Source organism: Saccharospirillum salsuginis, from assembly GCF_014651855.1.
GTDB classification, from domain to species: Bacteria; Pseudomonadota; Gammaproteobacteria; order Pseudomonadales; family Natronospirillaceae; genus Saccharospirillum; species Saccharospirillum salsuginis.
On record NZ_BMXR01000004.1, the window covers coordinates 389,439 to 408,641 of the forward strand.

The window sequence follows — 19,203 nt, forward strand, 5'->3', positions numbered from 1 at the left end:
CGATGCATCGCTGCAAGCCGACTCTCCACCCCCCTTTTTATCATTTTCGAATATAGAGAATAGGGATACCCCTCTGGTGAGACTCGGGTATTGACGTGTATCAACACTCGGTGAACGGCGAGGAATAGACTGATTCTGTCCATCAACAACAAATCAAATCCGGGCGCCTGCCAGGGGTGGTGTCGACAGGGCCGGACGAGGAGTGTCTGTCATGTCTTATCCGAAGATTTCCAAAGATCCGCATTCCATGCCGGTGAAGCCCAATCTGGAGAGTTACGATCAGGTGCGTCGGTCGTTCAGTTGGCAGGAGGCGGTGTCGGAGGTCGAGTTGTCCGGTCTTGGTGACGGGAAGGTGAATATCGCCCACCAGGCGTTGGATCGGCATATTGGTACGCCGACGGAAGATCGGGTGGCGTTGCGGTTTTTGTCGAAGGAGCCGGGGGCGGCGCCCGAAGACATTACCTATCACGCGCTGTGGGAGCGGGCGAATCGCTTTGCGAATGCGTTGACGTCGCTGGGTTTGAAGAAGGGTGACCGGGTGTACGGTTTGAGCGGCCGGACGCCGGATTTGTATATGGCGCTGCTGGGTACGTTGAAGGCGGGGTGCGTGTTTTCGCCGCTGTTTTCGGCGTTCGGGCCAGAGCCGATTCGGGCGCGGATGGAGATCGGCGAGGCGACGGCGATTGTGACGACGTCGCGGTTGTATCGGAAGAAGCTGGCGGGGTGGATTCAGGAGTTGCCGTCGCTGCGCTATGTGCTGCTGTTCGATGAGTTGGAGGATGAGCCCTATCGCACCAAGAGCCTGGCTCCGTTGCTGGAGCGTTGCGGGACGACGTTCGATACGGAGCCGATGCAACCCGAAGATATGGCGTTGTTGCATTTTACCAGTGGCACGACCGGCCGCCCGAAGGGCGCGGTGCATGTGCACGAGGCGGTTGTGGCGCATATGAAGACGGCGGCCTTCGCGCTGGATCTGCATCCGGACGATGTGTATTGGTGTACGGCGGATCCCGGTTGGGTGACAGGTACGTCGTACGGGATGATCGCCCCACTCTGCCACGGGGTCACGATGATCGTGGACGAGGCGGAGTTCGATGCCGAGCGCTGGTACGGAACCTTGCAGGATCAGGGGGTAACGGTCTGGTATACGGCGCCGACGGCGATTCGCATGCTGATGAAATACGGTAAGGAATTGGCGGACCGCTACGATTTGTCGTCGTTGCGCTTTCTGGCCAGCGTCGGGGAGCCTTTGAATCCGGAGGCGGTGGTGTGGGGCCTGGAAACGCTGGGTCTGCCGTTTCACGATAACTGGTGGCAGACCGAGACCGGCGGCATCATGATCGCGAATTACGCCAGTATGGACATCAAGCCCGGCTCCATGGGCCGGCCGATGCCGGGCATCGAGGCGGCGATCGCGCATCGGACGGACGATGGCATGACGCTGATCGAGGCGCCGAACGAAACCGGCGAGCTGGTGCTGAAAAGCGGCTGGCCGTCGATGTTCCGGGGCTATTTGCACGAAGAGGAGCGTTACCGGAAGGCCTTTGTCGGGGATTGGTATTTCACCGGGGACCTCGCTTTCAAGGATGAGGACGGCTATTTCTGGTTTGTCGGCCGGGCCGACGATGTCATCAAGTCGTCCGGTCATTTGATCGGGCCGTTCGAGGTGGAAAGCGTCTTGTTGGAACATCCGGCGGTGGCCGAGGCCGGTGTGATCGGTATTCCGGATGACATCGGCGGCGAGGTGGTCAAGGCGTTCGTTGCGCTTAAACCGAACTACGAACCCGGCGACGCTTTACTCAAGGAGATCATGGGCCTGGCGCGCAAACGGTTGGGCCCGGCGGTAGCGCCCAAGTCGCTGGAATTCCGTGAGAGCCTGCCCAAGACACGCAGTGGCAAGATCATGCGGCGTCTGTTGAAGGCCCGGGAGCTGGGGCTGCCAGAGGGCGACACATCCACCCTGGAGGACAGCGGCCGATGAATACCGTTCAACCCCAACCCGGCAAGCTCGACCTGGGTCGCAAACTGCGTGTGTCACGCGAGCATCTGCTCGGACTGCTGGGCGACATGATTCGCATCCGTCGCTTCGAGGAAAAGTGCGCCGAGCTCTACACCCAGGAGAAGATCCGCGGTTTTCTTCACCTGTATATCGGTGAGGAAGCCGTGGGCGTCGGGGTCACCCGGCACCTGACCGCGGATGATGCCGTGGTCGCCACCTATCGCGAACACGGCCATGCCCTGCTGCGCGGACTGAGCATGAACAGCGTTATGGCCGAGATGTACGGCAAGGCCGAGGGGTGCAGCCGGGGCCGTGGCGGTTCCATGCATTTGTTCAGCGCCGAGCACCGGTTTTTCGGTGGCAATGCCATCGTCGGCGGTGGCTTGCCCATGGCGGTCGGCCTGGCACTGGCCGACAAGATGGCCGGACGCGACCGGGTGACGGTCTGTTTCTTCGGCGAGGGCGCGGCGGCCGAGGGCGCCTTTCACGAGAGCCTGAACCTGGCCGCATTGTGGCAATTACCGGTGTTGTTCATTTGCGAGAACAACAATTACGCCATGGGGACAGCCCTGACGCTCTCCCAGTCCCAGACCGATGTGTACACCAAAGCCCAGAGCTACAACCTGCAGGCGGAGTCCGTCGACGGCATGAACGTCGTCGATGTGGAGGCCGCCGCCCAGCGCGCCATCGATTCGATTCGCAATGGCGATGGGCCCCGCTTGCTGGAATGCCACACCTATCGATTTCGCGCCCACTCCATGTTCGACCCCCAGTTGTATCGGGACAAGTCTGAGGTGGAGGAATGGAAACAGAAAGGTCCGATCAAATTGTTGCAGGAGTGGATGGAGCACAATGCCCTGTTGCACGACGGCGATCTGGAGGCCATCGAGCAACGGGTCGCGGCGGAGATCGACGCCGCCGTCCAGTTTGCCGAATCCGCCACCTGGGAGACCGAGGACACGTTATCCAACTTTGTCTCTCGTCCCCGGGACACCGCCCCTCCACCGCCGCCGAATCTTGAACCGGAGGCGTTCGAGACGACCTACCGGGAAGCCTGCCACCTCAGCTTGAAGGAAGCCCTGGAACACAACGAGCGCACCTTCCTGATGGGCGAGGACGTCGGTCACTATGGTGGCTGTTACGCCGTCAGCCATGACCTGCTGGCGCAATTCGGGGCGGTCCGTGTGCGCGATGCGCCCTTGTCGGAAAACGGGTTTACCGGCGCCGGCGTCGGTGCCGCGCTGGGCGGCATGCACCCGATTGTGGAGATCATGACGGTCAATTTCAGCCTGTTGGCGATGGACCAGATCGTCAATACGGCCGCCGCCCTGCTGCACATGTCCGGCGGGCAGTTCAACGTCCCGCTGGTGATCCGCATGGCGACCGGAGCCGGTCGGCAACTGGCCGCCCAGCATTCACACAGCCTGGAACACTGGTATGCCCATGTGCCGGGCCTGCGGGTGCTGACGCCGGCAACCCTGGAAGACGCCCGCTACATGCTCTGGAGCGCTCTGCATGATCCCAATCCGGTGCTGATCTTCGAACACGCGGCGCTGTACAACCAGAAAGGTACACTGACGCCCTGCCCCGAGGGCGTGGACATCGAGCGGGCGGCCATCCGCCGCCCCGGCCGGGACGTCAGCCTGATCACCTATGGCGGCAGCCTGCACAAGGCCCTGAAAGCGGCCGAGACACTGAACAAGGACGGCATCGACGCGGAAGTGGTCGACCTGCGGGTGTTGCGTCCGCTGGACATCGACACCCTGGTCGAGAGCCTGTCCCGTACCCATCGGGCGGTCCTGATCGAGGAAGCCTGGCAAACCGGCGGCATGATGGCCGAAGTCAGCGCGCGGTTGGTGGACCAGGCCTTTTGGGAGCTCGATGCCCCGATCGCACGCGTGGCGAGTAAAGAAGTTCCCATTCCGTATGCCCGTCACCTGGAAATCGCCGCCCTGCCCCAAATCGATGATATTGTGGAAGCCGCCAAACGTCTGATAGGAGGTGGACCATGAGCGACTTCCTGATGCCCTCGCTGGGCGCCGATATGGACGAGGCCACGCTGGTCGAGTGGGATGTGAAGCCCGGTGACCGCATCAAGAAAGGCGACGTGATCGCTGTGGTGGAAACCGCCAAGGGTGCCATCGAAGTCGAAGTCTTCGAAGAAGGCGTGGTCGAGGAGCTCTATGTCCCGGTCGATACCGTCGTGCCGGTCGGTCAACCCATCGCGCGGTTGTCCGGTGTCGAGACCGGAGCGCCGGAAGCCGCCCCGCCCAAACCGGCACCAACGGTACCCGAACAGCCGAAACCCAGGGCCGCCAAACCCGAGCCTCCCGTAAAAGCGCCGCCGACACCGTCACCGGAACCCGAGCAGATCTGGGAGCGTATTCTGGCGACGCCGTTGGCCCGAAAGCGGGCCCGGGATACCGGTACCCCGCTCGAACAGGTTCGCGGCAGCGGTCCAAGAGGGGCCATTCTTGCCGGCGATCTCGCCTCCCGCCCGGACGTGAATCGGCCGGCCCGGGAAAGACCCAGCCGAACCGGATTCGACCCTGGTGAAATGCGCAAGGCCATCGCCGCCGCCATGGCGCGTTCGAAACGCGAAATACCGCATTACTATCTGGCCGAGTCGATCGATATGAAGACGGCGACCGATTGGTTGTCCGACTACAACGCCACCCGGCCGCCGGAACAACGACTGTTGATGTCCGTACTCGTGTTCCGGGCTGTGGCCCTGGCGGCCCGGGAATTCCCCGAGATGAACGGTTTCCATCGGGACGGATATTTCGAGCCCAGCGACGCCGTGCATCCCGGGATCGCCATTAACCTGAGGGGCATCGGGCTGATCACGCCGGCCCTGTTGAACGCCGATCAGGGCTCGCTCGCCGACCTGATGGCCCGGCTTCAGGACCTGACCCGGCGCGCCCGGCGAGGCGGGTTGCGCAGCTCGGAAATGACCAACGCCACCCTGACCATCACCGCTTTGGGCGAGCGCGGCGTGGAATCCGTCTACGGGGTGATCTATCCGCCCCAGGTCGCCATCCTCGGCTTTGGTAAAGTGACACCGAAGCCGTGGGCGGTGGGCGACGCCCTGGCCGTCCGGCCGGTGATGCAGGCGACCCTGGCCGCTGATCACCGGGTCAGCGACGGTCATCGCGGCGGTCTCTTTCTCGCCCGTATCGCCGAACTCTTGCAACACCCCGATCAACTCGACCGGACCCCGTCCGTTCAACCCCGGCAAAAGGAAACGACACCATGAACCGTAATGAGTTACGCACCGCCCTGATCGAAGCCATCGTCGATATCGCGCCGGATCTTTCACCCGAAGAGGTGAGCGACGACGCCAGCCTGCGCGACGATTATGATCTGGATTCGATGGACTCGTTCAATCTGGCCGCCGAAATCCACAAGTCTCTCGGCGTCAACATACCGGAAGCCGACTTCGCCAAATTGCAAACGCTCGGGGAACTTGTGACCTATCTGGAACCTCGACTAACCTGAGGCGCGCACACACAAACGATCTGGCAGGAGCTAACCCATGAGAGCCTTTAAAAACAGGGTCTCAGCGGGCCAGGAGCTGGCCCAGGCCGTGCTGGACAGACTCGAACCCGACAAAGACGACTATTTCCTGGTCCTCGCCCTGCCGCGCGGCGGGGTGCCCGTGGCATTCGAAGTCGCGCAAAAACTGGGCGCCGAACTGGATTTGATGGTGGTGCGCAAACTCGGCCTGCCCTGGCACTCGGAATTGGCAATGGGCGCCATCGCGAGCGGCGGTATTCGCATTTTAAACGAGGACGTTGTGCGCGGCAGCGGCGTCAGTGAGGCGAGCATCGATCAGGTGCAGCAGGACGAGGAAAAGGAACTGAAACGCCGTGAAACGGCTTATCGCGGGGATCGGCCGATGCCGACCATCCAGGGTCGTCGCGTCATTATCGTCGACGACGGCATCGCCACCGGCGCCACCATGAAAGCGGCGGTTCAGGGCGTGCGCAGCCGAAAACCGGCCGACATCACCGTGGCGGTCCCGGTGGCGCCGCCGGAAACGTTGTCGGCCCTCCGAGACCTGGCCGATGACGTCGTCTGCGTGCTGGCGCCGGACATGATGAATGCCATCGGCGCCTGGTACGTCGACTTCAATCAGACCTCGGACGACGAGGTTCGGGAACTGCTGAATCGGGCCTGGTCCTGAACCGTGTCAGTCCAAAATCGCCCCGGCGTCTTTCATCCGGTTCAGGGCGTCCTCGCCCTGCGCCTCATCGACCGGCCGCGTGGCGGCCCGGATCAGGTGCATCTCGAAGCCCTCTTTCATACCGTCGAGCACGGTGGCGAGCACGCAGACATCCTGTGCCAGGCCGCCGACCCAGAGCCGCTGGATGTTGGCGCGGCGCAGATAGGTACCAAGACCGGTGCTGTCGAACGCCGAATAGGCGTCCTGGTCGAAGTGCGTGCCTTTGCTGACGCGCACCACCCTGTTGTCGATGTCCAGATCCGGATGGAACTCGGCGCCTTTGGTGTCCTGTACACAGTGAACCGGCCAGGGCCCGCCCCGCATATCGAAACTGACGTGCTCGACCGGATGCCAGTCGCGAGATGCGATGATCGGGTTTCCGTTCCTGCGTGCCGAAACGATCCAGTCATTCAGCAACGGTATGATCGTGTCGCCTTTAGGCACCGCCAGGCTGCCGCCGGGGCAGAAGTCGTTCTGGACATCCACCAGCAGCAAGGCGTCATGGTCTTGCAACAGAGTATCGGGATTCATGGCGAACCTCCTGTATCACTCATGGATACGTTGTGGAGATCTTCGGGTATGGCAGGCTCCGGGGCATCCGGATCCGACCCGTTTCAATGCTCTGGTGTGTTAGATGATAGGCAAATTCGCGGATTCAAGGGGCAAGCGTCCCACGGGAGGCATTATGGCCACGCCAAACACTGTGCAACTGTTCAGCCTGGACGCCGACCGGGCGTTCGCCGAGCGCGTCGCCCGACACCTGGGCACTGTGCCGGCCCGGCATGAAGAACGTGATTTCGAGGACGGCGAGCACAAGATCCGGCCGCTGGAAAACGTTCGCGGCAACGACGTCTATGTCGTGCAATCGCTGCACGGCGACCCCAACCTCAGCGTCAACGACAAACTGATTCGTCTGTGTTTTCTGCTCGGCGCCCTGCGCGATGCCGGCGCTGGCCGGTTGACTCTGGTCTGTCCCTACCTCGCCTACGCGCGCAAGGACCGTCGGACCAAGGCGCTCGACCCGCTCTCGCTGCGGTACCTCGCGCAAATGATCGAAGCCATGAATGTCGACCAGGTGATGACAATGGACGTCCACGACCTGGCCGCCTATCAGAATGCCTTCCGCCGGCCGGCCTTGCATCTGAGTTGGCGCAACACTCTGATCGAACACCTGGAGCCCTCCCTGCGTCACGCGGACGTCACCGTCGCCTCACCGGATGTGGGCGGCATCAAGCGCGCCAATCCGCTGCGCGAAGCGCTGGAAAACACCCTCGATCGCCCGGTCGGTCTCGCCTTCATGGAGAAACATCGCAGCCGGGGAGCGGTCAGCGGCGAGTTGATCGCCGGCGATCTCAAGGATCGCACCGTTGTGCTGATCGACGACCTGATCGCCAGTGGCGGTACCTTGGCCCGTGCCGCCGAAGCCTATCGCCAGGCCGGAGCGCTGAAGATCATCGCCTGCGCGACCCATGGTGTGTTTTCCGATCAGTCCGCGACGGTTCTGGCGACCCCGGAGATCGAGCACATCATCGTCAGCAACAGCCTGCCGCCCTGGCGGCTGGGCGACGGCAAGGCGCGGGACAAGCTGACGGTGTTGGATGTATCCGGGCAGATTGCCCGTGCGATTGAGCACAGCCATCGGGGACGGGAGATTGATGAGGCCTTGAAGGGGTGATGGGCTGAGAATTCGTTTACAGCTCCAATTGGGCGGCGTAATGCTCCGCCCGCTCCAGATAGTCCCCGGTGCGTTCCAGCCAGTGTTCCGGTTTTTTGACGCCATCGTCCAACAAATGCCTGGCGGAGAGTTTGGCGCGCAGCAAGCAGCGGTAGGCTTTGTAAAAGTAAATCAGCGAATCCGGCACCATGTCTTCGGTCAGCCGACCGTAGAGTTGCAATAGCCGCTCGCCGACCAGGCCCGCCTGGAGCCGTTCGCATTCGATGGCGAGGAAACTGAGTTCCTCGACCGGGTCGAGACTGCGCAATTCCCGGCTGAATTCCAGACAGTCGATGATCGCCGGTGGATGGGTGTAACAGATGTGCTCCGGCCGCAAATCGCCGTGTGCCTCCACGACCCGCCCTGCCCTGGGTTCCAGACCGTAAAGCCCGCGCAGCGACAAATATCGCTGCAACCGACCGGCCAAGCCGTCGAGTCGATGACCGGGCAGATCGAAGAGCGGATCACGCAAGTCCTGAATGTTGGTCTCGACGTAACCCTGGTACCGAAAGCGGTAGTCTTCCGGCGTAATGTCGACCGGCGCGGCACGGCGATAAAAGTCGACCAGAACCCGGCCCAACAGATCGATGCGGTCCGGTGTCAGTTGACGGTTACGAATCAGGTTTTCGAGCATCTGCTCGGTGGGCAGGCGGCGCATGTGGACCAGCCATTCGGCCACCCGCCCCTTGCCCCCCAACTGCAAGGTTGTGGAATCGAGCCGGTTGAGCGAGACCAGGCCGAGGTAGGTCATCGGCGCCAAACGCCGGTTGAGTTGCATTTCCGCTTCACAATTACGGCGTCGCGCGTCCAGGGTGCGGAAATCGAAATAGTGGTTATGGACCGGTTTTTTCAACTTGTAGACATCGCGGGAGGTCAGGAACACATAGGACATGTGCGTTTGCACAACCTGGACCCGGGAGGGGTATCCCGGGTAGTGCCCCGGGGTCGACAGGAATCTGACTTTCTCCGCGAGGCTTGGAAATACCCCTTCGAACAGGCTGTTGTCGGTCCGTCCTCTCATTACATCTCCGGTACGGTGGTGTTTTTGTTCTCCTCATCCCTGATGTTTTGATTCTTCCGGGCGTTACACAGGACAGTTTGAATGCATGCTGTTGCACTGGGTATTAGTCTAGTCCTTTCTTCGGACAACGTATTGAATGATTGCAATAAATATCGGCCAGGGCAGCTTCAACCTGACCTGTGGCAAAAGCGTATCAAGGCTGTTTATGGAAAGAGGTGTGCGGGGACGATGGACTGGTGTCCATCCCCGCGAAGTAGCTGGTCAGGCGACCGCCGTTATCCGTTGCCGGTCGCGACCGAGGTTGGACGTCTGTCCCGAATCGGAGACCAGAGTGATGCCTCCGGTCGAGAGGTGGTAACGAATGGCGTCCAGGTGGGGGTCGACCCCGATGGTGGTGCCGTCCGGTATCACACACCGCTGGTCGACGATGACCCGGTTCAGTCGACAGTCCTTGCCGATCCGGGCGCCGGGAAGAATCAGCGAATCGCTGATCACCGTGCCGGTATCGGCGATGACATCGTTGAACAGGATGCTGTTGCGGACCGACGCACCATCCAGCAGACAGCCATTACTGACGATGGAGTTCACCGATAGCCCCTGACAACCCCGCTGTGCGTCGAACAGGAACTTGGCCGGCGGTAATTGCTCCTGGTACGTCCAGATGGGCCAATAGCGATCATGGACGTCCAGCGCCGGGTTTCGTCCCAGCAATTCCATATTGGCCTGCCAATAATGATCCACCGTGCCCACGTCGCGCCAATAGGCGGGCTCCCCGTTGTCATCGGTGAAAGCGTAGGCGTGGATCGGATATTGATCGACCAGGCGGGGAATGATGTCCTTGCCGAAATCATGACTCGATTGGTTGTCGCGTGCATCCCGAATCAACTGTGTGCGTAAAAATTCGGTATTGAATACGTAGATGCCCATGGAGGCCAAAGCCAGGCTCGAATCGCCGGGCATGGGTCTCGGGTGCTCCGGTTTTTCCTCGAACGCGAATACGCGGTTTTGCCGGTCCACAGCCATGACACCCAAGCCGCGAGCGGTCTTGATGTCGACCGGAACACAGCCCACTGTCATTTCCGCGCCGGACTCGACGTGCTGTTCCAGCAGGTCACCGTAGTCCATTTTGTAAACGTGATCGCCGGCAAGCACGACCACGAATTGCGGCGCGTGTTCCTCGATGATGTCCAGATTCTGGTAAATCGCGTCGGCGGTGCCACTGTACCACCCTTCACCCAACCGCTTCTGGGCCGGCAACAGGTCGATGAATTCGCCCATGCCGTTGTTCAGGAAATTCCAGCCGCGCTGGATGTGACGGTTCAGTGAGTAGGATTTGTACTGCGTCAGGATTCCAATGCGCCGTATCCCCGAGTGCAGGCAGTTGGACAGTGAAAAATCGATCGTTCGGTAGGTTCCGCCGAACGGGATGGCCGGCTTGGCATGCCAGCGGGTGAGGTGCTTAAGTCGGGAACCGTTTCCTCCGGCCAGAATCAGAGCGAGGCTGTTCTCGGTCAACTCTCTGGTCAAACGATGTCGGTTGCGTACCTGCATGTCGATGAATCCCCCCAAGGTGGTCTAACCCTGTTTAAGATTTGGACGGATTGCCTACAGCAGGTCTGTGTCAGGCCTAGGCAGGTTTACTGGCTAAAATGCCAGCACAGCATAGTCGCCGCATTGATCTGCGTCATGCTTGAAACGAGGATTTTCAAACAAACTATGATGGATAGGCGAAGGCTCTTCCGTCACTCGGGCCGCAGCCTGGGTGAACGCTGTAAGGAATGTGACTCAAGCTGCATTCCCCAGCCTCGGGATACCATTCAATGCCATAAAGGAGGTTCTATATGACCGCCTGGGTCGTTGTCGCAAACGGAGGCAATGCCCGCCTGTTTGCATCCAGCTCGATCGAAGAATTCGAGGAAATCGAAACTTTGGTCAACCCCTACAATCGCCTGCACGAACGCGACCTTATAACGGATCGTCAGGGACTTTCCCGCAACAGCGCGGCACTTCAAACCGAATCCTACGAGCAGCCCAGCGCCAAGAAGCACGAGCAGGAGCGCTTCGCCGCCGAGCTGGCCGGCCACCTGGAGAAGGCGTATCACGAAAACCGGTTCAACACCCTGTATCTGATCTGCAGCCCGTCTTTCCTGGGCCTGGTTCGTCAAGAACTGAGCCCCAAGGTGTGCGAGACCATTAAGGCGGAAATCCACAAGAACCTGGTCACCCATTCGGTATCGGACATCCGCGCGCAACTGCCGAAACGGTTGTTGCCGATGGTGTGACCTGAACCTGTCGGTACACTCCGGGGCGCTGACGATGGCCCCGGGGTCTGTGCCGACACGCTCGACTTTTATGGATCGGTCACGGCGCCGGCCCAATTCAGGCGCTCATGCAAGGTGACGACTTCACCGACGATGGTCAGCGTGGGCGCCTGCGGCGGGTCGTGCCTGATCAGGTCCGGCATGGTGGCCAGTGTACCGACCCAGACCCGTTGATCCGGCGTGGTGCCTTTTTGCACCAGGGCGATGGGTGTGTCCGGTGCCCGTCCATGCTGGATCAATTTAGTGCAGATCTTCGGCAGCCCTTGCAGGCCCATGTAAAACACGACGGTCTGCTGCGGGCTGGCCAGCTCGGACCACGGCAGATCCAGACTGCCATCCTTTAAATGACCGGTGACGAATCGTACGGACTGGGCGTGGTCCCGATGAGTCAGCGGAATTCCGGTGTAGCAGGCACACCCGGAGGCCGCCGTAATGCCGGGTACCACCTGAAAGGGTACGCCGTGTTCGGCGAGCAAATCGATCTCTTCCCCGCCGCGTCCGAAAATGAACGGATCACCGCCTTTCAGACGCAAAACCCGCTTGCCTTCCAGGGCCAGGTCCAGCAATCGTCGGTTGATGTCCGTTTGCGGGACGGCGTGATCGGAGCGTTGCTTACCCACATAAATGCGTTCGGCATCGCGGCGCACCAGATCCAGAATCGGTTCGGACACCAGGCGATCGTACAGCACCACATCGGCCTGTTGCATCAAACGCAGGGCCTTGAAGGTCAGCAGGTCCGGATCGCCGGGACCGGCGCCCACCAGGTACACCTCGCCGGTTTGTTCGAAGCTCGTATTCTCGAGCAACCGTTCCAGTTCGTGTTCGGCCTGTTCGTTCCGGCCGGCGTAGACGTGTTCGGCGACCGTGCCGTTGAGCACTTTTTCCCAAAAGTAGCGTCGATCGTCCATTTTCCGGAAGCGCTGTTTTACGCGTTCACGAAAGCGCGACGCGAGCTTCGCCAGGTGGCCGTAACTGGCTGGAATGGTGCTTTCGAGTTTGGCGCGGATGGACCGCGCCAGCACCGGCGCCTGTCCACTGGAAGTTATGCCGATGATCAGTGGATCCCGGTCGATGATGGACGGAAAGATCACGTCGCACAGTTCGGGAGAGTCGACCACGTTGACCAGCACGCCAGCCTTGCGGGCGCATTCACTGACGATTTTATTGACGCTTTCGATGTCGGTGGCGCTGACCACCAGGGCCATGCCCTGAACGTCGTCCGGCTGGAATTCACGGTATTCGCAGTGACAGGCCGGGTCGCTCTCGATGGCCTGCAGAATGCTGGGCGCAACCACACGGACCTTGCACCCGGCGCGTTTCAGCAGTGTGATTTTACGCAGTGCGATGTCGCCACCGCCGACAACCAGGATGGTTTTACCCGTCAGTTTGTGGAACAGGGGGAAATAATGCACGGCCATGCCCTTTTGTTTGGGTGAGCGGGGTATTGGTGCTGGCTTCGAGAAGGATGATAGTTCAACGACGAGGCCGAACAACACCGCGCTCAGTGTTGATGGAAACCCGTCGTTGGGTAGTTGAAAGCGCCGACATCACGCCGGCTAACAACTTACGGTGGTTCAAACCGCGAAGGTTGGCCGGGGTTCCCATTTGGGGCCGCCGTAAACCCGTCCATGGGGGCTTAACTTCGGCATCCATGCCTCAGATATCCCCAAATGGGAACCCCGGCCACCCTACGCTAGTCAGTCGAGATCAACGTTACTTCTTCTCTCCTTCGAGAATTGTCTGGCTACCCATGTACTGTTGAAGCACCTTGGGTACTTCGACACTTCCATCCTTCTGTTGGTAGTTCTCCAGGATCGCCACCAGGGTGCGCCCGACCGCCAGGCCGGAGCCGTTCAGGGTGTGCAGCAACTCGGGTTTGTTGGTTTCCGGGTTGCGATAGCGCGCCTGCATGCGACGGGCCTGGAAGTCGGTCATGTTGGAGCAGGAGGAGATTTCCCGGTAGGTGTTCTGCGCCGGCAGCCAGACTTCGAGGTCGTAGGTTTTGGCGGCGCCGAAACCGAGGTCGCCGCCGCACAACAGAACCTTGCGATACGGCAGTTCGAGCCGCTGCAAAATCACTTCGGCATGACCGACCAGTTCCTCGAGCGCGTCCATGGAATCCTCGGGACGGACGAGGTGCACCAGTTCGACTTTTTCGAACTGGTGCTGGCGAATCATGCCGCGCACATCCCGGCCGTAACTGCCGGCTTCGGACCGGAAGCACGCCGTATGGGCCGCGAATTTGAACGGTACATCGTCGGCATCGGCGATTTCATCGCGCAGTAGGTTGGTCAGCGGCACTTCGGACGTCGGAATCAGGTAATAGTCGAGCTCTCCGTCGTGGTTCAGCTTGAACAAGTCTTCCTCGAACTTCGGGAGTTGTCCGGTGCCGTAGAGGGAATCCTGGTTAACGATGAACGGCACATTGGTTTCCAGGTAGCCGTGTTCACGTGTGTGAACGTCGAGCATGAACTGCGCCAGGGCGCGATGCAGACGCGCGATGCCGCCCTGCATGACGGCAAACCGGCTGCCGGTGAGTTTGGCGGCGCGTTCGAAGTCCAGCCCGCCGATGGCGGCACCGACATCGACATGGTCCCGGACCTCGAAATCGAATTGACGCGGTTCACCCCAGCGGCTGATTTCGAGGTTGTCCTCTTCGTCATCGCCCTCCGGCACGGCCGCATCCGGCACGTTGGGAATGCCCTGCAGAAAGTCGTTCAGGTCGGCCTGGATGCGCTTCAACTCGGTCTCTTTGCTGTCGAGTTGTTCGGCGATGGTGTCCAGTGTTTTCTGCACTTCGGCCTTGGCGTCGTCGACGGACATGCCCTGCCCGATCAACTGACCGATCTGTTTCGAGGCTTTTTTGCGCTCGGCCTGCAACTGCTCGGTCTCGACCTGCAACTGCTTGCGACTCGATTCCAGGGACTCAAACGCGGAAACGTCCAGGGAAAACCCCTTGACCTTCAGTTGTTGGGCGAGCGCGTCGGTGTCCTGTCTTAGACGTTTGATGTCCAGCATTGGAATACAAGTCCTGTGTTGAATGTGTTGGTACGTGTGGGTGTATAGCCACGGGGTGAGGACCGTGGTTGATTCAAGAGGTGGTGGGCGACCGAAACGTCGGACCGTCCCACCCTACGGATGAACTATGTCGTAGGGTGGGCACCGCCCACCACCCCGTGAGAACGTATTAGAATATCAGTTTCCCGGCCCCGAAGCCCAGTGCCACGGCCATCAGGCAGATCAAAACACTGCCGGCCATATACAGCGCGGCGGACAGGTAATGATGTTCCTGCAGCAATACGAGGCTTTCCAACGCGAAACTGGAGAAGGTGGTAAACGCGCCGAGCACACCGACGATCAAAAAGCTGCGCCAGCCGCTCGACAGGTCGGTGTGTTTAATCGCGAAGAAAACAAACGCCAGGCCGATGATAAAACTGCCGACCGCGTTGACGGTCAGGGTGCCCCAGGGAAAATGACCGCCTTGCAACCGATTCACTTGATGAACCACCCAGAGGCGCCCCATGGCGCCAAGGCCGCCGCCGAGTGCGACGGCCAGCCAGTGTCCAAGACCGATGCTCATGAATGATTCCCCGAGTCGTTGCGGGCCTGTTCGTCCAATTGATGCAGAAAGGCCAGTTTTTCGCGGATTTTCTTTTCCAGGCCTCGATCGACAGGGTGATAAAAGGTTCGGTCGCCGACTTCCTCCGGCAGATAGTGTTCGCCGGCTGCATAGCCGTGAGGCTCGTCGTGGGCATAACGGTATTCGGATCCGTAGCCCAGTTCCTTCATCAGTTTGGTCGGTGCGTTGCGTAAATGCACCGGTACTTCGTAGCTCTTCTGCGAGCGCACCAGATCCATCATCTTGTTGTAGGCGGTGTATACCGCGTTGCTCTTCGGTGCGCAGGCCAGATAGACACAGGCGTGGGCGAGCGACAATTCGCCTTCGGGGCTGCCCAGGCGTTCCTGGACCTGCCAGGCGTCCATAGCGATGGTCAGCGCGCGCGGGTCGGCGTTGCCGATGTCTTCGGAGGCCATTCGAACCAGGCGACGAGCGATGTACATGGGGTCGCAACCGCCATCGAGCATGCGGCACATCCAGTACAGGGCGCCATCCGGCGAAGAGCCGCGTACGCTCTTGTGCATGGCGGAAATCTGATCGTAAAAGGCGTCGCCGCCCTTGTCGAAGCGCCGGCGCTGTCCCTGTGTCATTTGACCAAGGCGCTCGGCCGTCAGGCCGTCCGGGTCGTCGGCATAGAGATCGGCCGACAGCTCCAGCAGGTTCAACAGTCGGCGGGCATCGCCATCCGCCAGTCCGAACAGGGTGTGTTGCACCGGGTCGGGAATCGTGAGTCGGGCGACATTGGGGTCGCCCTGACGCGCCTGGGCCAGGAGTTTTGCCATGTCCTCGTCACTCAGGGCTTTCAGCGGGTAAACACGCGCCCGGGATAACAGCGCCGCGTTCAGTTCGAAACTGGGGTTTTCGGTGGTGGCGCCGACGAAGATGAAGGTGCCGTCCTCGACATAGGGCAGAAAAGCGTCCTGTTGGGCCTTGTTGAAGCGATGCACTTCATCGACGAACAACAGCGTGCGCTTGCCTTCGGCCGCGCCCTGTCTGGCGCGTTCAGCAGCGGCCTTGATGTCCTTCACACCGCTCTGCACGGCCGACAGCGGTTCGAAACGACTGGCCGTGGAGTGCGCCAGTAACCGGGCCAGCGTGGTCTTGCCGACGCCGGGCGGCCCCCAGAAAATCATCGAATGCAGCTGGTCCTGCTCGATGGCCCGGCGCAACGGCTGGCCCGGCCCCAGGAGATGATCCTGGCCGACGTATTCATCCAGCGTGGCCGGTCGCAAGCGTTCGGCCAGAGGTTGATAGGGGTTACCGCGGGGTTCGAAGAGATCCATGACGACGCCGACCGCTACATTTGCTCGAACACGTCCGTGCCCGGAGGCGGCGTGAAGTCGAACTCGGCGGGATCGATCTCGACGCCGGTTTTGACATTACTGAACGTGATCAGTGTGGTTTGACCCAGGTTGTCTTTCAAACGAATTTCCCGAATCTCGCCTTGTTCGAACATCAAGGTCATTTGGTTGAAAACCGCGTCTTCGTCGGTCGGGAACAGCCGGTAGGCGGTCAGGGCGTCGTCACCGGCCTCCATCACGTCGTAATCGTTATTCAGGGTCGATTCCGGCTGCGCCAGGATCATCGCCGGGGAACGCTGGATCTGATCCCCGACCGGCTGGTAGGTGGCCTGCTCCAGATCCGGGTCGTACACCCAGAGCGTTTCGCCGTCGGAAATCACCTGCTGTTCATAGGGTTGGTTAACCAGCCAGGCGAACTTCAGCGGCCGCGCCACCTTCATGTGGCCTTCGGATTTCTCCTGGCTCAGCTCGCCATCGCCGTAGGTTTCCTGGGTGAAGTCGGCGGTCAGGGTCGCCGTGGCGGCGAGCCGGTCGATCAGTCGCTCACGCGCGGCTTCGTCGGCCTGGGCCTGGGTGACCAGCGCGCCGGCCATCGCCAGCGCGAGTGTAAAACGTTTCAGCATGAAAACTCCTTTCAGTCGGCCGGGGGCGGCGGTGCCAGCACTTCCCGGGTACCGTTGTGTCCGGCCGGGCTGACGATGCCGGCCGCTTCCATCGAGTCCACCAACCGGGCGGCCCGGTTGTAGCCGATGCGCAATTTGCGTTGCACCGAGGAAATCGACGCCTTGCGACTCTGGGTCACGAAGGCGACGGCCTCGTCGAACAGGGCATCGGACTCGCCGTCGTCGCCTCCCCCCTCATCCAGGCTGGGGACACCCGGCAGGTCGGACTCGCCGCCCTGCAGGATTTCCTCGATGTAGTCTGGCGAACCGCGTTTTTTCCAGTCGGCGACGACGCGATGCACTTCATCGTCGTCGACAAAGGCGCCATGCACCCGTACCGGCAGACCGGTGCCCGGCGGCAGATACAGCATATCGCCATGGCCGAGCAACTGCTCCGCCCCGCCCTGATCGAGAATGGTGCGCGAATCGATCTTGGACGACACCTGGAAGGCGATGCGCGTCGGAATGTTCGCCTTGATCAGACCGGTGATGACATCGACCGACGGACGCTGGGTCGCCAGGATCAGGTGGATGCCCGCCGCTCGGGCTTTCTGAGCCAGTCGAGCGATCAGTTCCTCCACTTTCTTGCCGACGATCATCATCATGTCGGCGAATTCGTCGACCACGACCACTATAAACGGCAGCGGCTCCAATTCGGGGGCCGGGGCATGCGGATCCAACTGATCGAACGGCTCGTAGAGCGGGTCGCGAATCGGGTCGCCGGCTTTCTTCGCCTCGGTTACCTTCTTGTTGAAGCCGGCGATGTTGCGCACCCCGACGGCAGCCATGAGCTTGTAGCGACGCTCCATCTCGGCCACGCACCAGCGCAGACCGTTGGCGGCGTCCTTCATGTCGGTGATCACCGGCGTCAACAGGTGCGGGATGCCTTCGTAGACCGACAGTTCGAGCATCTTCGGGTCGACCAGGATCAATCGCACTTCCTCGGGTGTGGCTTTGAAGAGGATGCTACACAACATCGCATTAACGCCAACTGACTTACCCGAGCCTGTGGTGCCGGCAACCAGCAAATGCGGCATTTTGGCCAGGTCCGCCACCATGGGCGAACCGGAGATGTCATCGCCCAGCGCCAGTGTCAGTGCCGACTTGGATTTGTCGTAGGCGGTCGAATGCAGGGTATCGCTGAGACGTACGATATCCCGCTGCTCGTTCGGGATTTCGATGCCGACCGTGGTCTTGCCCGGAATGATTTCGACCACCCGAACACTGACCAGGGCCATGGAGCGGGCCAGGTCCTTCGCCAGGTTGGAGATTTTGGAGACCTTGATGCCGGCCGCCGGCTGGATTTCAAACCGGGTAATGACCGGGCCCGGAGCTACCTCGGTAACCTCGGCCTGAACGCCGAAGTCCTTGAGTTTCAGCTCCAGCAGACGCGACATGGCTTCCAGCGCTTCTTCGCTGTAACCGTTGTTGGCATCGTGCTCGCCGGACGTCAGCAGACTCAGTTCCGGCAGCGGAGTGGTCGCGTCCGAACCGGTAAACAGCGGTTGCTGCTTCTCTTTCTGCACCCGGTCACTCGGCTCGGCGGCCTTGGGTTGCAGCGGCTTGATTTGCGGTGGCTTGCGCTTGGACTGCTTTTCCATCTGGACTTCCAGATTGGCCTTGCGCTCTTCGACCACCTGCTTAACCTTGGCCGCTTCCGCCTGTTTGCGGCGGCGTTGCCGGATGCGATCACGAACCGCACCCACCGCTGAAAGGCAGGCGCGACCGATGCGCTCCATCAGCGCCAGCCAGGAGACGTTCATCGCCACTGTGAGGGAAATGAACCAGAAGACGACCAACAGCAAGGTGGTGCCGGTCAGCCCGAGCAAGGGGAACACCAGCTCGGATAACCAGATACCCAGATAACCGCCCGCGCTGGCCGCGCTGTCACTGGCCAGGTGAACCGTCGCCAGAGCACAGCTGACCGCCATGAACAACAGCCAGCCCAGGGTGCGCAGTGCGATCAGCACGGGGTTCCATTGGTGGCCCGCGCGCCGGTCCCGGAACGTGGCCCAGGCCCGGTAAAAGAAAATAATCGGTAAACCGTAGGCCAGACCGCCGATCAGGCTGAACAGGAGGGATGACAGCCAGGCTCCGGCGGTGCCGGCCAGGTTCCGGACGCCTTCACCGGCGCCGGAAAAAGCCCAGCCCGGATCGGACGGATGGTGGGTGACCAACGCGATCAGCAGATACAGACCCACCGCGAGCGACAACAACAGGCTGCCCTCGTGAAGCAAACGGTGTTTTATGTCGAGCACGCGGTCATCGTCCCGCGCGCGCACAGATTTCTGGGTCAAACTCGAATCACCTTGTCTTGATCAAAACGGGGTCAGGACCCGCA

The 19,203-nt window shown here is 60.9% G+C and carries 16 protein-coding genes; 7 read left to right on the plus strand and 9 right to left on the minus strand.

The genetic code is table 11. From position 1 onward, the window contains the following. Nucleotides 1-211 precede the first annotated feature (211 nt). The 5 genes from acsA to IE111_RS10280 are packed head-to-tail and all read left to right on the plus strand — an operon-like array spanning nucleotide 212 to nucleotide 6,185. Nucleotides 212-1,981, plus strand: a complete 1,770-nt coding sequence (gene acsA / locus IE111_RS10260) for an acetate--CoA ligase (protein WP_189608455.1) — start codon at nucleotides 212-214, stop codon at nucleotides 1,979-1,981. After that, the gene (gene pdhA / locus IE111_RS10265) at nucleotides 1,978-4,011 is read left to right on the plus strand and encodes a pyruvate dehydrogenase (acetyl-transferring) E1 component subunit alpha (protein ID WP_189608456.1); all 2,034 of its coding nucleotides are present in this window, start codon (nucleotides 1,978-1,980) and stop codon (nucleotides 4,009-4,011) included. Before acsA ends, pdhA begins: the two co-directional genes overlap by 4 nt. Next, complete coding sequence (locus IE111_RS10270) at nucleotides 4,008-5,255, plus strand: dihydrolipoamide acetyltransferase family protein (protein WP_189608457.1); 1,248 nt, start codon at nucleotides 4,008-4,010, stop codon at nucleotides 5,253-5,255. The genes pdhA and IE111_RS10270 overlap by 4 nt, the downstream gene beginning before the upstream one ends. Then, nucleotides 5,252-5,497, plus strand: a complete 246-nt coding sequence (locus IE111_RS10275) for an acyl carrier protein (protein WP_189608458.1) — start codon at nucleotides 5,252-5,254, stop codon at nucleotides 5,495-5,497. The genes IE111_RS10270 and IE111_RS10275 overlap by 4 nt, the downstream gene beginning before the upstream one ends. Before the next feature lie 37 nt (nucleotides 5,498-5,534). Next, nucleotides 5,535-6,185 (plus strand): phosphoribosyltransferase, encoded by a 651-nt coding sequence (locus tag IE111_RS10280; protein ID WP_189608459.1) that lies wholly within the window; start codon nucleotides 5,535-5,537, stop codon nucleotides 6,183-6,185. 6 nt (nucleotides 6,186-6,191) lie between these two features. Here the strand turns inward: IE111_RS10280 and IE111_RS10285 are convergent, their stop codons facing one another. After that, entirely contained in the window at nucleotides 6,192-6,755 is a 564-nt protein-coding gene (locus IE111_RS10285; RefSeq protein ID WP_189608460.1) for a nicotinamidase, read from the minus strand. A gap of 154 nt (nucleotides 6,756-6,909) precedes the next feature. On the opposite strand from IE111_RS10285, the gene IE111_RS10290 reads away from it, so the two are divergent. Then, a complete protein-coding gene (locus IE111_RS10290; RefSeq protein WP_189608461.1) occupies nucleotides 6,910-7,899 on the plus strand; it encodes a ribose-phosphate diphosphokinase in 990 nt (329 codons plus the stop codon). 16 nt (nucleotides 7,900-7,915) lie between these two features. On the opposite strand, the gene IE111_RS10295 is transcribed toward IE111_RS10290, so the two are convergent. Next, a complete protein-coding gene (locus IE111_RS10295) occupies nucleotides 7,916-8,959 on the minus strand; it encodes a hypothetical protein (RefSeq protein WP_189608462.1) in 1,044 nt (347 codons plus the stop codon). A 261-nt stretch (nucleotides 8,960-9,220) separates the two neighbouring features. After that, a complete protein-coding gene (gene glgC, locus IE111_RS10300) occupies nucleotides 9,221-10,510 on the minus strand; it encodes a glucose-1-phosphate adenylyltransferase (RefSeq protein ID WP_189608463.1) in 1,290 nt (429 codons plus the stop codon). 290 nt (nucleotides 10,511-10,800) lie between these two features. Between glgC and IE111_RS10305 the strand changes: the two genes are divergently transcribed. Next, nucleotides 10,801-11,241, plus strand: coding sequence for a host attachment protein (locus IE111_RS10305; protein ID WP_189608464.1), 441 nt, complete (start codon nucleotides 10,801-10,803; stop codon nucleotides 11,239-11,241). A gap of 68 nt (nucleotides 11,242-11,309) precedes the next feature. Here IE111_RS10305 and cysG read toward each other — a convergent pair whose 3' ends face one another. The 6 genes from cysG to IE111_RS10335 form a co-directional block, all read right to left on the minus strand. Next, entirely contained in the window at nucleotides 11,310-12,692 is a 1,383-nt protein-coding gene (cysG, locus tag IE111_RS10310; RefSeq protein ID WP_189608465.1) for a siroheme synthase CysG, read from the minus strand. A gap of 301 nt (nucleotides 12,693-12,993) precedes the next feature. Beyond that, nucleotides 12,994-14,298 (minus strand): serine--tRNA ligase, encoded by a 1,305-nt coding sequence (gene serS, locus IE111_RS10315; RefSeq protein ID WP_189608466.1) that lies wholly within the window; start codon nucleotides 14,296-14,298, stop codon nucleotides 12,994-12,996. A gap of 169 nt (nucleotides 14,299-14,467) precedes the next feature. Further along, a complete protein-coding gene (gene crcB / locus IE111_RS10320) occupies nucleotides 14,468-14,860 on the minus strand; it encodes a fluoride efflux transporter CrcB (RefSeq protein ID WP_189608467.1) in 393 nt (130 codons plus the stop codon). After that, nucleotides 14,857-16,182, minus strand: coding sequence for a replication-associated recombination protein A (locus tag IE111_RS10325; protein ID WP_189608468.1), 1,326 nt, complete (start codon nucleotides 16,180-16,182; stop codon nucleotides 14,857-14,859). Before IE111_RS10325 ends, crcB begins: the two co-directional genes overlap by 4 nt. A 14-nt stretch (nucleotides 16,183-16,196) precedes the next feature. After that, on the minus strand, nucleotides 16,197-16,823 hold the full coding sequence (lolA, locus tag IE111_RS10330; protein ID WP_189608469.1) for an outer membrane lipoprotein periplasmic chaperone LolA: 627 nt from the start codon (nucleotides 16,821-16,823) through the stop codon (nucleotides 16,197-16,199). A gap of 11 nt (nucleotides 16,824-16,834) precedes the next feature. After that, a complete protein-coding gene (locus IE111_RS10335) occupies nucleotides 16,835-19,159 on the minus strand; it encodes a DNA translocase FtsK (RefSeq protein WP_189608470.1) in 2,325 nt (774 codons plus the stop codon). Nucleotides 19,160-19,203: the final 44 nt, after the last annotated feature.

What these genes read in the sequence shown, in the direction of transcription:
- IE111_RS10280 (WP_189608459.1), top strand. Translation starts at nt 5,535, where the DNA reads ATGAGAGCCTTTAAAAACAGGGTCTCAGCGGGCCAGGAGCTGGCCCAG.
- IE111_RS10295 (WP_189608462.1), bottom strand. Translation starts at nt 8,959, where the DNA reads ATGAGAGGACGGACCGACAACAGCCTGTTCGAAGGGGTATTTCCAAGC.
- IE111_RS10275 (WP_189608458.1), top strand. Translation starts at nt 5,252, where the DNA reads ATGAACCGTAATGAGTTACGCACCGCCCTGATCGAAGCCATCGTCGAT.
- IE111_RS10270 (WP_189608457.1), top strand. Translation starts at nt 4,008, where the DNA reads ATGAGCGACTTCCTGATGCCCTCGCTGGGCGCCGATATGGACGAGGCC.
- lolA (WP_189608469.1), bottom strand. Translation starts at nt 16,823, where the DNA reads ATGCTGAAACGTTTTACACTCGCGCTGGCGATGGCCGGCGCGCTGGTC.
- IE111_RS10325 (WP_189608468.1), bottom strand. Translation starts at nt 16,182, where the DNA reads ATGGATCTCTTCGAACCCCGCGGTAACCCCTATCAACCTCTGGCCGAA.
- glgC (WP_189608463.1), bottom strand. Translation starts at nt 10,510, where the DNA reads ATGCAGGTACGCAACCGACATCGTTTGACCAGAGAGTTGACCGAGAAC.
- acsA (WP_189608455.1), top strand. Translation starts at nt 212, where the DNA reads ATGTCTTATCCGAAGATTTCCAAAGATCCGCATTCCATGCCGGTGAAG.
- IE111_RS10305 (WP_189608464.1), top strand. Translation starts at nt 10,801, where the DNA reads ATGACCGCCTGGGTCGTTGTCGCAAACGGAGGCAATGCCCGCCTGTTT.
- crcB (WP_189608467.1), bottom strand. Translation starts at nt 14,860, where the DNA reads ATGAGCATCGGTCTTGGACACTGGCTGGCCGTCGCACTCGGCGGCGGC.
- serS (WP_189608466.1), bottom strand. Translation starts at nt 14,298, where the DNA reads ATGCTGGACATCAAACGTCTAAGACAGGACACCGACGCGCTCGCCCAA.
- pdhA (WP_189608456.1), top strand. Translation starts at nt 1,978, where the DNA reads ATGAATACCGTTCAACCCCAACCCGGCAAGCTCGACCTGGGTCGCAAA.
- IE111_RS10285 (WP_189608460.1), bottom strand. Translation starts at nt 6,755, where the DNA reads ATGAATCCCGATACTCTGTTGCAAGACCATGACGCCTTGCTGCTGGTG.
- IE111_RS10290 (WP_189608461.1), top strand. Translation starts at nt 6,910, where the DNA reads ATGGCCACGCCAAACACTGTGCAACTGTTCAGCCTGGACGCCGACCGG.